The following is a 14,042-nucleotide window of genomic DNA, read 5'->3' as shown; positions in this document are numbered from 1 at the left end:
ACGCTCTTCAGCGCGGATCATGCGGGCAAGACAAGCAGACACCGGAAGACTTCGTGCACGTCATCGCGCGCAGGTCTTCGACGGCAGACGAAGCTGCGAACGACGAACGATTCAAACGATATGCGTGGCGCGCCGCAAGGCGCCCTTGGGCCAGAAGCAGCGAGCAGCAGCACACGGGCGGGGGGCATATGGACGAAGCGATCGGGGAGCGTTGCGCCGGCCACGCCGAGGAGGCCGGCGCACGCGCGACGCGTGGCGCCAAGGCGTCGGGCCGCGTGATCGACCTGTCACGGGCCGGTCCCGGCAACTTCGTCGCCAGGCGTGGCTTCCTGACCGAGCTCGTATGGTTCTTCGTCGAAGCCTGTTTCATCAACAACAAACTCATTCCCGTGTCGTTCGTGCGCGTGGCGCTGCTGCGCGCGTTCGGCGCACGCATCGGCCGCGGCTGCCGCATGCCGCATCCCATTCGCGTCAAGGCGCCGTGGAACCTCGAGGTCGGCGCTCACTGCTGGTTCGGCGTCGATGCCTGGATCTACAACCAGGCCGGGATTCGCATCGGCAATCATGTCTGCATCTCGCAGGGCGTCTTCCTGACGACGGGCTCGCATGACGTGGCCGGCAACATGGACCTGCAAGTCGCACCGATCGTGATCGAGGACGGCGTCTGGATCACATCCAAATGCGTGGTGCAGATGGGCGTCACCATCGGACGGTCGGCGGTCGTCACGCCGCTCTCGGTCGTGCATCGCTCGCTCGAAGCGGACGGCGTGTACGGCGGCAATCCCGTGCGCTTCATCAGAAAGCGTTTTCCCGTTTGAACCGATGCGCCACGCGCAGGGCGTCCCTGCTCGTGGCGTGTGCCGTTGCAACGTTGCACCTGACGTTGCAGACGGCGAGACAGGCAACGCGCCGGCGCGACGGCCCAAGAGCTCCACGAAGGAGCCGCCCCGAGCACCGGGATTTGTGGACCGACTTGCGAAGGAGGCCGTGAAGCCGAAGCGGTATTCCGGGGGAACGCGGCTGCGCGACAGGCGCGCGCTGCGAACACGCGAAAGGAACACCGTCGGGATCGTTCGTATCGCCCGCGTGCACGGTGCGCACGGCGCGCGCGATACGGCGTCAGGGATCTTGGATCAGAGAAGCGCGGTGACCAATCGAGCATTGCGTGACACCGCTCTACAGCACGGAACGAGGGAGCACGGGGCATGTTCATCGACAGCCGGAGTGTGGAAGAAGGCGCAGTCATAGAGACCACGGTGTGCATCATCGGCGCGGGGGTGGCGGGCATCACGCTGGCGCTGGAACTCGAAAAGCAGGGCATCGACGCCTGCATGCTGGAAAGCGGCGGCTACAAGCCGGACGACGACACCCGCGACCTGTATCGCGGCGAGAACGTCGGCGTGCCGTATGAATTCGCCGACGGCTGCCGCAGCCGCTATCTCGGCGGCAGCAGCAATTGCTGGGGCGGCTGGTGCCGTCCGCTCGACCCATGGGACTTCGAGAAGCGCGACTGGGTGACCGACAGCGGCTGGCCGTTCGGTATCGACGAACTGCGGCCGTACTACGTCCGCACGCATCAGTTGCTGCAACTGGGCGAGGGCAACTTCGAGCCGGCGTACTGGGAAGCGGCGATTCATCGCGACGACGTCAGGCGCCATCCTTTCCCGAGCGGCGCCGTGCGCGACACGATCTCGCAGTTCAGCCCGCCGGTGCGCTTCGGCAAGGTGTATCGGCAGCATCTGCTGGACGCGAAGCACGTGCGCGTGATGCTGTTCGCGAACGCGCTCAATATCGACACCGACGCCGACGCGCGTTCGGTCACGAAAATCGATGTCGGCACGCTGACGGGCCGGCGCTTCGCGGTGCGCGCGAAGGTCTTCGTGCTGGCGACGGGCGGCATCGAGAATGCGCGCCTGTTGCTGGCCTCGAACCGGGTGCAGGCGGCGGGCCTCGGCAACGCCCATGACCTGGTGGGCCGCTATTTCATGGATCATCCGCGCATCATGTCGGCGAACGTGCACTTCACGAAGCAGTGGGCGCGCAACAAGCTCTACGACATCAAATATCACTATCAGAACCGCGCGGTATCGGCGCACGGCACCTTCATCTCGTCGCAGTTCGCGCTCACGCAGCAGGTGCTCGAAAAGGAGCAGCTGCTGAATGCGCGCGCCTGGTTCTATTCGGTGTTCCGCGGCGAGAACACGAAGGGATCGGAGGCGCTGATCCGCATGAAGCAGCGGCTGCTGAAGAAAGACGAACCCGGCTACAGCACGGCCGCGGACCTGCTCGCGATGGCGACCCATCCCGTCGATACCGCGTGCTTCGGTCTCGCGCGCCTGTTGCAGCCGCGTCCGCTGATCACCGAGGTGAAGATCCAGACGATCGTCGAAGCCGAGCCCAATCGCGACAGCCGCGTGACGCTGTCGGCCCAGAAGGACTTCCTTGGCATGAACCGCGTGAAGGTGGACTGGCGCGTGACCGAGCTCGTGAAGCGCACCTTCGACCGCACGGTGGCGCATATCGCGGCGGACCTGAAGCGCGGCGGCGTGGCCGACGTGACGCTCGACGAGCCGCTCGAAGGCAAGCCCTGGCCCGCGCAGCTGGAAGGCACGTGGCATCACATGGGCACGACGCGCATGCATGATTCGGAGAAGCAGGGCGTGGTGGATCGCAACCTGAAGATCCACGGCATGAGCAATCTGTATGTGGCGGGCAGCTCGGTCTTTCCGACGGTCGGGGCGAATTTCCCGACCATCACGATCGCGGCGCTGACCCTGCGGCTCGCGGGTCATCTCGGGCGCGTCATCAAGGGCGACGACACCGTCAGCGCGCATGTCACGCCGTCCGGCATGCCGGCCAGGAGCGACGCGCCGGGCGAGACGCTGCCCATGGCGGCGTCGGCGCTGCATATGCCCGGGGTCGCGTTGCCCTTGCAGATGGCGAAGAAGTAGCGCGGGCGGGAAACGGCGTGGGGTGGGCGGGCATCGCTATAATCGCCGTCCGACCTGGTTTTTTGGTGTCCCGCTCGTGAAAAAGCCCGCCTTACTTGCACTCGCACTCGTTTCGATGTCTCTCGCCGCCTGCTCGTCCGTCGAGAAGGAGCAAAGCAAGGAGCGCCTGTTCATGCTCTCCCAGCAATCGCTCGACGACGCCCAGCGCAACGCCACCGTCGCGTGCCGCGATGCCGCGCAATGCGACGCCGTGTGGGCGCTGACCAAGACCTACGTCGAGCAGAATTCGAAGGAGCGGCTGACCCGCGCCGATGCCGACGCGATCGAGACCGACGTGCCGTCCGGCTCGGGCAAGCCGGTGTTCTCGGCGACGCGCGTGGCCGCGGCCGGCGGCGGCGCGACGGTGTCGCTGTTTGCGCAATGCAAGGGCATGTATGAAGACGAGCGCGCACGCGGCTCCGACTTCGACGACTGCGCGAAGAAAATCCTCTCGGTGCAGAACGGTTTCGTGCCTTATCTCAAGGCGCGCTTGCCGGCGAACTGATCGCGCGAGAAGGCGCCGCCTTGCAGGTCGGCGTTCTCGCGCAAGACCCGCAGCAGATCCTGCGACATCGCTTCCACATGAAAGCGTGTCGTGAAGGTGTCGAGCGCCTGCTTGCGCATCGCGTCGCGCGCGGCGGGGTCCATTGCCAGCCAGGCTGACAGCCCCGAGCTCGCGCCTTCGACGGTATCCGCCGTCACGATGCCCGCGCCATCGGCCTGTACCTCGCGCCAGATGTTGACCTTGTCGGAGATCAGCACCGGCAGGCCCGAACCAAGCGCCTCCGCCACCGCAATGCCGAAGTTTTCCTGATGCGAGGTCAGCGCGAAGAGGTCGCTCGTGCGGAAGGCGCCCCATTTCAGATCGCCGGCCAGCATGCCGGTCCAGGTCATTCGCTCTGCGATACCCAGTTCGCCAGCCAGTGCGCGCATCTGCGCGGCGTAGGCGTTGTCGTCGGGGCCTGCCATGACGAGGTGGGCGTTCGCATCGATGTCGCGCACGCGCGCGAAAGCCTTCAGCAGCACGTCGCACGCTTTCTTTTCGTGGATGCGGCCGAGGAACAGGATGATGCGCCGGCCCGCCAGTTGCGGAAACTTCGCGAGGAAGGCCTCGCGCAAGGCCGCCGAATCCGCGGGCGGCGGCCGCGTACCGAATGCCACCACTTCCTCGTTCGCGCGATACAGCCGGAAGGATTCGCGCGCGAGCAGCCGCTCCTCCTCGGTCGTGAACAATACCCGGCGCGCATCGCGCAGCACGCGATACTCGGCCCAGGGCCAGTAAAGGCATTTCTTCAGATGCTTGAGCGGATAGGTCCGCTTGAACCAAGGGTCGAGCATGCCGTGCGGAAACACGTAGTACGGCACGCCGCCGCCGTGCAAGGCCTTCCATGCGCCGAAACTGTGGTACTGCCACAGCCCGTTGACGATCACCGCGTCGAAGCGCGGCGCGTGTTCCTTCAGCCAGGGCACCAGCGCCGGACACAGGCCGTAGAAGCCGCGCGATGGTCCGAGCGCGTGCAGTGGCAAGCCGAATCCCGCGACATGGGGCGCATCGGGCGCATCCAGCGATGCCGCTTCGACCTCGTGGCCCAACGCGCGCAGGCTGAGGCCGCTTTGCAGCACGCCTTCGGTGGGACCGCCGGCGCGCGGATCGACAGTGGAGAGCAGGTGCAGGATCTTCATGACGGGCGGGCGGGTCCGTGAGCGAGCGCAGCGACTTCAGGCGTTGGGCGCGAACGAACCGGCGCCGGGCGGCGGCTCGTGGCGTCCGGCGCCGTGCGGCAGGCCTGGCGCGGCGGCGCTGTGCGCCGGCAGGATTTCCGGCAACGGTTCGTCGTGCGGGCGCAGGTCGGGCGGCATGGCGCCGGGCATGCCGTCCTGTCGCCGGCGTGCGCGTGCCTGCTGCGAGGCGGTTTCGGCGGCGCGCATGCGCATGGCGTGAGCGATGCGCGCATAGGACGCGACCAGCAGCCCGAGCGCCACGCCGAACACGACGCCCGAGAAGCGGTTGCCGAGCGGATTGCCGCCGATCGACGTGGCGGGCAGCGCCGCGACGACCAGCAGCGCGCGGCCGAGCACGGGCAGATAGAGCGTTTCGGGCGCGCGATGACGCCACGAGCGATAGGCCATCGAGCCTTTCCAGAGTGCCCAGAGCAGCGCGATGGGCAGCGCGAGCCCGAACAGCAGGCCGCCCGCGAAGAACTGGTAGACCCAGAAATTGTGGCCTGCGGACCATTCCTTGATCGCGTAGAAATCCTTCTTGGTGAACTGGCCGGCGAGGTCGGGCAGGTAAGTGGGCGAATAGCGATAGTCGTGACCGTAGCCCATGCCGACGAGCGTGCCGAGCGTCGAGGCGGTGGTCTGATCGAGCTGGTCCTTCATTTCGGCGAGCCGCGTGATGGTGGTCGGATCGCGGCCGGACTCGGTGTCCTTCTTGAACGACATGCGCTGGACCCAGTGTTCGCCGACGCCGGGGAAGAACGTGCTGGCCGCGACGGCGAGCGCGCCGAGCAGGGCCATCAAGGCGACGGCGCGCAGGCCGGCGCGCACCAGCTTCTTGAACGAGGGCGCGGCGAGCCAGGTGGCGAAGGCGAACAGCAGCACGGTGCCGACGACGAGACTGCGCGTCACGCTGAGCAACTCGATGACGATGGTCGCGAGGAACAGCAGCACGGTGAAGCGGGTATAGCGCTTGACCACGACGAACTCGTGCAGCAGCAGCCCCTGCAGACAGAGGAAGGTGACCGAGACGATGCGAAAGCGCACGCTTTCGAGATTGCCGCCGGTGGCCATGCCGAAGCCGAAGCTGAAGACGAGGGAGGCGATCATCGACCAGTACATGGCGTGTTCGAGCTGACCGAGGCGCTTCGGGTCCCATGGCCGGCAGGCGACGAAATAGCCGAGCAGCATTTGCCCGAACGGCAGGATCACGCGCATGTAGTTGCCGGAGTCGTTGCCCTGCATGGCCTGGGTGGCGATGCTGCCGAGTATCGTGATGAGGAACAGCGATGTAACCAGCGTGCGCAGGCGCGAGCGCTGTGCGAAACGCGGCGCGATGAGCAGCAGGAAGCAGCCCGCGAGAATCGAGGGCACGGTGAGCAGGATCTGGATGGCTTTGCTGGCCGTTTCGGCGCCCTTGAAATCGAACGCGAGCGGAAGCAGGAACAGCCAGACCCAGACGACGGCGAACTTGTTGCGCATGGCGTTCTCTCGAGAATCGCAGCACTCTTTCGAGTCTTCAACGCGGTGTCGATGCCGTGCCGGGCCGATGCGCCCGGCGAATGCGTCGTTTCCGGCGTGCCGGAAAGGTGAACCGACTATACAGCGGGCCATGCGGCGTGCCGCCGGGGGCGGCGTCCAGCGACTAGCGTTCGGCGCGAAAGGACGGATGCGCATGTGCGCCGCACCACGCTGGCGTCGCGTGCCCTGGCGGTGCGGGCCGATGTCTGCAAACGGCGTGATTCTGGCGGATCGTCCCGGATTGGCGGAACGAAGATTGATAAGCCGGAGCCGGTTTGCGGCGGCGCGGTTGCACGCGCGCGATTCGATGACGATAAACGACCTTCGCAGACGGGGTAGAGCATGGGCTTGTTCGGCGCGACACGCATGCAGGGACCCAGCCGGTCGATCGAACTGGATTTCATCCGAGGGCTCGCGATCATCGCTGTGATGGGGTATCACTTTCATTCGTATCCGACGGGCAGCGCGTTCATTGCGGCGATCGAGTATCCGCTGAAGAACTTCGGTCACGAGGGCGTCAATCTGTTCTTCACGTTGTCGGGGTTTCTGGTGGGCGGGCTGTTGCTCAAGCAGTATGCGCAGCAGGGGCGCATCGACGCGGGGCGCTTCATTGTGCGGCGGATCTTCAAGATCTGGCCGGCGTATTACGTGCTGATCCTGTTCCATGTGATTGTCGGGCGGCATCCGGCGAATACCTTTCTCGTGCAGAACCTCACGCATATGCAGAACTACTTCGGGTCGTCGATTGCGCAGACCTGGAGTCTTGCGGTCGAGGAGCATTTTTATCTGTTCCTGCCGGTGTTGTTGATCGTGCTGGCGCGCTGGCGTACGCGGGTGGATGCGTTGCTTGGCGTGCTCGGGACCTTGTGTCTCGTTGTGCTCGTTGCGCGCAGTGTCGCGGTGTATCGCGGGGATCTGCAAGGGACGTTTTTTTATACGCAGTACCGTATCGACAGCCTGTTGTTCGGGGTGATGCTCGCGGCGCTTTACTGGATGAAGCCGGCGGTGTATCAGGCGATTGCGCGGCGCAAGCGGATGTTGATCGCAATGGTCGTGGGGGTCGTGCTCTGGCTCGTGCTCGGGACGCGCGATGTCGCGCTGGATCAGAGTATCGGGTACACGGTTCAGGCTGTCGGGTTCTGTGCGTTGATTGTGCTGACGCTCGAATATTCTGGTTCCTGGCGGATGTCGAAGGTGTATCGGGTGATCGGGTGGATCGGCGTTTATTCGTATGGCATCTATCTGTGGCACTCGCTTGCACTCGCACCCGGGGATATGCTGATTCGCAAGGCCGCGGCGTTGCATCTGCCAGCTGTTCCGGCCTGGTTCGCCATCATGGGGGCGCAGTTTGCTATCGCCATCGTGGTCGGGTATGTGACGACGCGGGCCGTCGAGTTTCCCTTTCTTCGCATCAGGGATGCGTGGTTTCCCGCTCGCAGGAAGGTTGAGGTTGATCTTGTGGGGGGAAGGCAGGCTTGATCGGTTTTCATTGCGGTGCGCTTGGTTGTTGTTCGCCTGCGCTTCTATGGGCTTCCTGTATTCGCGTCGGTTTATTAGCATTGCCGCTCCCCGGGGCGGGATTCTGCGCTCTCGTCCTTTACGTGAGTCTTTTGTGTTCGCCAGCGCTTCCATGGACTTCCCGCTTTCGCGTCGGTCTATTGGCACTGCCCCTCCCCGGGGCGGGGGTAACTTTCTTTGCTGCTGCAAAGAAAGTCACCAAAGAAAGCAGCTTTTTTTCTCGCCCAGCGTCATCTAGCGGCACGACACAGAACCATGTTTCTGGCCCGGCAGTAGAGAGTGCCCTCATAGGCCTAACCGGGCGTGGATCGCGGACCCACTGGGACAAACTGCCGTTCAACGAACTGGTGCAGCACCTGAAAGTTCCGGCCCAGCGCTACGCGCTGCCGAAGGGTATGCAAGGGACACCAACTAGTGGTTTGCGCGGTGAGATAGATGGCCCGATGAGCGTGCACGCGTGAACCCGGTGTATCGATCGGCGTGCGTAGATTCAGGACATGGGTAACAGGTGTGTCAGGACATAGGTAACACAGCAAGTTTGTGTCGCTCTCCGCTCAGATGCGCGAGGCTGCTAATCCACTCATGATCGACTCGGGACGAGTCATTGGTCCGAAGGTTACCCATGTCCTGACACACGTGTTACATGTCTCGATTCCTGCGCGCTGCTGTCCGGTCAAAAAGGTCCGCGCGTAACTTGTTATCCGGCAAATCCATCTCACCGCGCAAATCGCTCGTTGGTTTCCCGTGTACACCCTTCGGCAGCGCGTAGCGCTGGGCCGGCGCTTTCAATGGCTGTACCAGTTTGTTCAGTGGTGCGATGTCACAGTGGGTCCGCGATCCACGCCCGGTTAGGTCTACAAGGGCACTCGCTAGTGCCGGGCCAGAAACATGATTCTGTGCTGCGCCCATAGGATGACGCTGGGCGGTAAGAAAGCTGCTTTCTTTGGTGACTTTCTTTGCAGCGGCAAAGAAAGTTACCCCCGCCCCGGGGAGGGGCAGTGCTGATACACCGACGCGAATGCGGGAAGTCCATCGAAGCGCAGGCGAACACAAAAGACACACACGAAGGACCAGCGCGCAGAATCCCGCCCCGGGGAGGGGCAGCGCGAATAGACCGACGCGAAAACGGGAAGTTCATCGAAGCGCAAGCGAACAACGAACGACAACAAGCGCAAGCAGAAAACCTTCAAACCGCCTGCCTCAAAGTCTCCTTAAACTGCGCAAGTGTGTTGCGCTCCAACAGATGCCCGGCCACCTGCGGCCGGCCCCTCGTCGCGAGGACATCATCGAGTGCCCGGTTGATCGACGCAACCGCCAGATCCTCGACCACGGGTCCAAGCTCCCCGGTCCGGCAGAACCATCCAATCAGTCCATCCGCCGTCGCCACGACCGGCTTCCCGAAGCGATATGCCTGCACCAGCACGCCGCTCATCCCGTAATGCCCCTTGTACCCCAGCCACACCACATCGCAAGCCGAAAACAGATCAAGTTCCTCCTCGCTCGAAATGAAGCGGTCGAACACCACCGGCGCCGGTGTCAGCGCCGCCAGCGCCGCACTCAGCCGGGCGCGCGTCTCCACATCCTGCGACCCCGCAATCACCAGCGTCGGCCCATGCGATCCACTCGCCCGCCGCCCCAACGCCTCGATCAACTCGAACACGCCCTTGCGATCGTTGATCGCCCCGTACACCAGCACATGCGTGCCGTCCGACAGCCCCAGCCGCGCACGGGCGGCAGCCGGATCGGCGGCGCGCGCATCCGGAAAGGGATCAGCCAGATAGCCGATGCTCGCGCCTGCCGCATGCGACCGGCGCTTCCACCAGTCCGGCAAGGTCGGGTCGATCGTCAGCAAGGTCCTCATGCCGCCCGCCCGGATCGCGCGTGCGAACAGCGTCCCCTTGACCGCATTGACCAAAGGCCGGCGCGGCGCACGCACGCCCACACGGTGATGATGAAAGTTCGAGCGCATCGTGATGCCCACCCACGGCGTCGCGCCAAACGGCGATCCCAGGAACGGCAGCGCAAGCAGGAAGTAATCGACATAAGGCACGACGACCAGCGCCGCCCGCCGCTCACGGCTCGCTTCGTCGTACATGTGCCGGAACTGCCGGTGCATCCGGACATAACCCAGCTTCGAGGCCAGCGCGCCGCTTCGCGCAGGTGGCGCGACGAACACGATGTCGAGACCGGACGGCGCCGCCTCGCGAATCCTGCGCGCCAGCGGATGGTCTTCGTTGCACGGGTCCGTCACGATCGCACATCGGAATCCCGCTTCCATGTACGCGTTCGCTGCCCATTCGGCATAACGCCAGCGGTGGCCGCTGAAGTCGGGTTCGATGATGAAGACGCTTTCGGTCATCGCAGGGGCCCTTGCGGTCTCTGTGCACGTGGGTCACGCGTGAAGCGGACAGGACAACGCCGCCGACCTCCGTCGATTGCGCCGACGAATCAACACTAGCACCGGCCGCACGTCATCGGACGCCATATGTGAGCGTTTATCCGCGTGCCCTCTGCGTGCCCTCTGCGTGCCCTCTGCGTGCCGTCCGCATGCCCCGAGCGGCGTCCAAAACACCCTTCGCAACCGCGACGCGCCCGCAATCCGCATTGCTACCCATTTCGGGCCGATTTCGACTACGCGTTGGCGTCCGTCGCGGCACGGCGCACGATACTTTTGCCACAGTCGCCTGAAAAGAAGCGTGGCCGCGCTCGCATCGCCGTCCGGACAAGGCAATGCAACGGCTCGCAAGGTGGTCCGCACGCGATACCGACATATCGCGGCGCCACGAATTGAAATCTCAGCTGCGCGGGGAATTCGAGTGAGATCGGTCCGGCTTCCTTTTCTTCCGGCACGCGCGCGTTTCGAGCACGATGCGGCGTTCTGGGTGCTGCTCCAGCAAGTCGTCGTGCGCGGGTTCGTGGCCATCAAGTTTCTCGCCATCGGCCGGATCCTCGGGCCGGAAGCCATCGGCGCCGTCAGCATCGCGCTGCTCGCCGTCGCCATCGCCGAATCGCTCTCCGATACGGGTCTCGCCCAGGCCGTCGTGCAAGGACGCGATGCGCCCACCCACAGCGAACTCGGCGCCGTCTGGACCACCCTCGCCATGCGCGGCCTGGCGATCGGCCTGCTGCTCGCCGCCCTCGCACCGTTCATGAGCAGTCAGTTTCATCTGAGCGGTTCCGTCGGACTGATCCTGCTCGCCGCCGTGCTGCCGCTGCTGCGCGGCATCGCCTCTCCGGCGTATTTCGTCGTCACCCGCCAGCGCGGCTTCCAGAAGCTGGCGGGCGTCGAAACCTCGGCCGCGTTCACCGACTGCGCCATCGGCCTCGTATGCGCGCTGTCCGGCGCGGGCGCGTATTCCGTGCTGATCGGGCTGGTCGCCGGCGAACTGCTCAAGACCGCGCTCACCTGGACCAGCATGTCGCCGCGCCCGCCGCTGCGCTTCTCCTTCGCGGGAATCGGCCATTACGTGAATTTCAGCCGCTGGATCTGGGCGGGCAGCGTGGTCAACCTGCTGCTCAACCAGTTCGACAAGGTGGTCGTCGCCAAGCTGCTCGGCCCGGTCCAGCTGGGCGCGTACCAGATGTCCTCGAAACTCGCGCAGATGCTGCTCGCCGATGCCGCCATCGCGATGTCGCAATACCTGTTTCCCACCTTCTCCGAACATCACCGGCGCGACGTGCAGGCCGCGCGCAAGCTGTTCCGCCGCTATCTGCTGCTCGCGGCGCTCGGGCTGGCGCTGTTCGTCATCGTGCTGCGCTGGGCCGCCGAGCCGCTCTTCAACTTCGTGCTCGGCCCGGCGTGGCTGTCCGCCGTGCCGCTCTTCAGGATCTTCGCCATCAACATGGCGATCGGCGCGATCATCGCCGTGCTGGTGTCGTGGCTGCGTGCAGCCGGACTGCCGAAGGTCGCGACGCATGCGTCGATTCTGCAGGCCATCGTGCTGTGCGTGACCGTGCCGGTCGCGACGCATCTGTGGGGCGTGACGGGCATTGCCTGGGCCATGACGCTGGGGCTCGGCGCGGCCGCGAGCTGGATGCTGTTCCGAATCATGCGGGAGGCGTGAATGCGCATAGTCCACCTCGTGCTGACGCCGCGCCTGTCGGGTGCCGAAGTCCTGGCGAAAGATCTCGCGATTCATCAGCAGAAGGGGGGCGAAACCGTCGCGGTCGCTTCGCTGATGCCAGCGCACGAGGATTTCATGGCGCTCAGGGCGGAACTCGTTGCCGGCGGGGTGCAATGTCTGTTTCCGGAGCGCAGGCACGGCCGCTTCGGCAAGCTGTGGAACCTGTACCGCACCATCCGCAACTATCGCGCCGACGTGCTGTTCGCCCACGCGACCATTCCCGCGTTCTATGCGCGCGCGCTGCCGCTCGCGGTGCCGGTCGTGTATGTGATGCATTCGGCCGCCAACGACTTCGAGCGCTCGATGTTCCGCAGCGTCGAACGCGTGCTGTCGCACCGGGCGCGTGCGGTGATCGCGGTGTCGCCGAACAACATCGACGATTACGTCGGCGCGGTGGGCCGCCATCCGTCGATGACGCTGATCCCGAATGGCGTCGACATGTCGCGCTTCGGCATGCGCACGCGCACCCAGGCGCCGGAGACGGCGCAAATCGTGCAGATCGGGCGCTATACGTCGGTCAAGAACCAGCTCTCGACGGTGCATGCGTTCCGCCAGGTCGTCGAACGGGTGCCCGCCGCGCGGCTGCTGCTGTGCGGCGTGATTGAGGATCCGGCCTATCACGCGGCAGTGGGCGATCTGATCGACAAGCTCGGGCTGGCGGACCGCGTCAGCCTGCAAGGGCCGCGCACGGATGTCGCCGACCTGCTGTTTTCTTCCAGCGTGTTTGCGATGCCGTCGCGCTCGGAAGGGCACAGCATCGCGTTTCTCGAGGCGCTCGCCTCGGGACTGCCGGTGGTGGCCAGCACCATCCGGCCGTTCGGTTTCGCCGCCGATCTGCCCGGCGTGCATCTGTGCGATCCCGACGATACCCAGGCCTACGCCGATGCCCTCGTGCGCGCACTGGCCGAACCGCGTTCGCATCGGCCGCTGCCGGGGCTCACGCTCGCCGATACGGCAGCGCGCTATCTTGCCGTCGCACGCGAGGTCACGCGGCCGCTGCGCGCGGCTGCGGTCTGATTCCTTGTTGCCTTTCGGCTTCTAACGCGGTTTCCTTTCTGCCCTTTCGTCAGGGGTTATCGATGCCCTCGACGCGCGCCACTTCCTTTTCTTCTTCATGACGCCAGCCATTCGGACTAGGTGCGTAGAGACGCGCAAAAGCCGATGATAGACTGCATCGCCAATTCGCCAAGGATGGCGAAGTATCTGTTTTGGTAACGGATGATGAAGGGAAAGGAAACATGCTGAAAAGGATTGCGCGTTACATGCTTGCGAAGCATTGGGACGGGAAATTGCCCGTCGACACTTTTGCGATTGCCCGATCCGAGAACGTGACTGTGCAGCGTGAACCGGACATGGGCGCCGTGTACGGGCGCTTCGAATTCGTTGACGGACAGCCGCGCATTGTCGTCAATGGCGATGCCCCGGAGCTGAGGCAGCGTTTTGTCGTTGCGCACCATCTGGGACATCTGGCGCTGGAGCACGGCACGCATTTCACGTGTGCCTCACGCCAGTTTTCACTGTATCAGCTGGACGAAATCGAGAACCAGGCCAATCGCTTCGCGCTGGAAATGCTCGTACCCGGGTTTGCGCTCAACATCCTTATCCAGAAGCGGAACATCACCAACTTTCATCGCCTGACCGATGCTTTCGAAGTCAGCGAACTTGCGATGAAGCTTCGTCTGAAGCAACTTGGATGGATCAAACGAGCACGCATATGAATCGTCTTCCTGTCGTGGCCGAGCGCGATGAAACCTCGGATCTCACCATACCGCCGCCTGAGCTCAAGAAGCGGGCGGCGGCGCATCCCGCGCTCATTGAAGAGGAAATTGCTGATCGAAAGCAGTATCGTCAGCTCAGAGCGTTTTCTTTCTACGGTGTGGCGGGACTGATCGCCACGCTGGCAACCTTGTTCGTGGCGTGGACTGCGTCATTCGGCATGAAACTCCATGAGAGTTTTCGAGCGGATCCTGCCTTGAGCGTATTCCTTCTCACGCCCATGATCGTGATGTCTGCTTCGGTCGTCTTGCCGTTGCTCGCGCTCGTTCGCTTCGTGTTCCGGGACGCCTCCAGCGACGACGAACCTGCGTCACCCACCCTCTGGCAAGCCCTGCTCAAGGAACTGGCCGACCTTCTCAAGCAGTACCTGAACCGCAGCAGACCCGCAACCTGA

General features: G+C 64.3%; 11 protein-coding genes. 8 read left to right on the top strand and 3 right to left on the bottom strand.

The features are described 5' to 3' along the window. Positions 1–188 precede the first annotated feature (188 nt). From QCE69_RS11400 to QCE69_RS11390, 3 genes are all read left to right on the top strand, one after another. Positions 189–818, top strand: coding sequence for a DapH/DapD/GlmU-related protein (locus QCE69_RS11400; protein WP_309918064.1), 630 nt, complete (start codon positions 189–191; stop codon positions 816–818). Positions 819–1,205: 387 nt separating this feature from the next. Then, positions 1,206–2,951 (top strand): GMC family oxidoreductase, encoded by a 1,746-nt coding sequence (locus tag QCE69_RS11395; protein WP_309930767.1) that lies wholly within the window; start codon positions 1,206–1,208, stop codon positions 2,949–2,951. A gap of 115 nt (positions 2,952–3,066) precedes the next feature. Continuing rightward, a complete protein-coding gene (locus QCE69_RS11390; protein ID WP_404987314.1) occupies positions 3,067–3,495 on the top strand; it encodes a hypothetical protein in 429 nt (142 codons plus the stop codon). Here the strand turns inward: QCE69_RS11390 and QCE69_RS11385 are convergent. Together QCE69_RS11385 and QCE69_RS11380 are read right to left on the bottom strand one after the other, a co-directional pair. After that, positions 3,465–4,673 carry a glycosyltransferase gene (locus tag QCE69_RS11385; RefSeq protein WP_309918056.1) on the bottom strand — a complete coding sequence of 403 codons (1,209 nt, stop codon included), beginning with the start codon at positions 4,671–4,673 and terminating at the stop codon, positions 3,465–3,467. The genes QCE69_RS11390 and QCE69_RS11385 overlap by 31 nt on opposite strands. 36 nt (positions 4,674–4,709) lie before the next feature. Beyond that, positions 4,710–6,191, bottom strand: a complete 1,482-nt coding sequence (locus tag QCE69_RS11380) for a hypothetical protein (protein ID WP_309918054.1) — start codon at positions 6,189–6,191, stop codon at positions 4,710–4,712. Positions 6,192–6,572: 381 nt separating this feature from the next. Here QCE69_RS11380 and QCE69_RS11375 point away from each other — a divergent pair, with 381 nt between their 5' ends. Then, entirely contained in the window at positions 6,573–7,709 is a 1,137-nt protein-coding gene (locus tag QCE69_RS11375; RefSeq protein ID WP_309930765.1) for an acyltransferase, read from the top strand. Between the two features lie 1,225 nt (positions 7,710–8,934). Here QCE69_RS11375 and QCE69_RS11370 read toward each other — a convergent pair. Beyond that, entirely contained in the window at positions 8,935–10,107 is a 1,173-nt protein-coding gene (locus QCE69_RS11370) for a glycosyltransferase (RefSeq protein ID WP_309930763.1), read from the bottom strand. Between the two features lie 457 nt (positions 10,108–10,564). Between QCE69_RS11370 and QCE69_RS11365 the strand changes: the two genes are divergently transcribed. The 4 genes from QCE69_RS11365 to QCE69_RS11350 all read left to right on the top strand — a co-directional run bounded on the left by QCE69_RS11365 (position 10,565) and on the right by QCE69_RS11350 (position 14,042). Beyond that, entirely contained in the window at positions 10,565–11,812 is a 1,248-nt protein-coding gene (locus QCE69_RS11365) for an oligosaccharide flippase family protein (RefSeq protein WP_309918046.1), read from the top strand. Then, a complete protein-coding gene (locus tag QCE69_RS11360; RefSeq protein ID WP_309930760.1) occupies positions 11,813–12,889 on the top strand; it encodes a glycosyltransferase family 4 protein in 1,077 nt (358 codons plus the stop codon). A gap of 221 nt (positions 12,890–13,110) precedes the next feature. After that, a complete protein-coding gene (locus QCE69_RS11355; RefSeq protein ID WP_309918039.1) occupies positions 13,111–13,590 on the top strand; it encodes an ImmA/IrrE family metallo-endopeptidase in 480 nt (159 codons plus the stop codon). Continuing rightward, positions 13,587–14,042 (top strand): hypothetical protein, encoded by a 456-nt coding sequence (locus QCE69_RS11350; RefSeq protein ID WP_309918035.1) that lies wholly within the window; start codon positions 13,587–13,589, stop codon positions 14,040–14,042. The genes QCE69_RS11355 and QCE69_RS11350 overlap by 4 nt, the downstream gene beginning before the upstream one ends.

This window comes from Caballeronia sp. LZ032 (genome assembly GCF_031451315.1).
GTDB lineage: Bacteria > Pseudomonadota > Gammaproteobacteria > Burkholderiales > Burkholderiaceae > Caballeronia.
The sequence above is the reverse complement of the archived record's forward strand: the minus strand, read 5'-3'. Positions and strand labels throughout refer to the sequence as shown.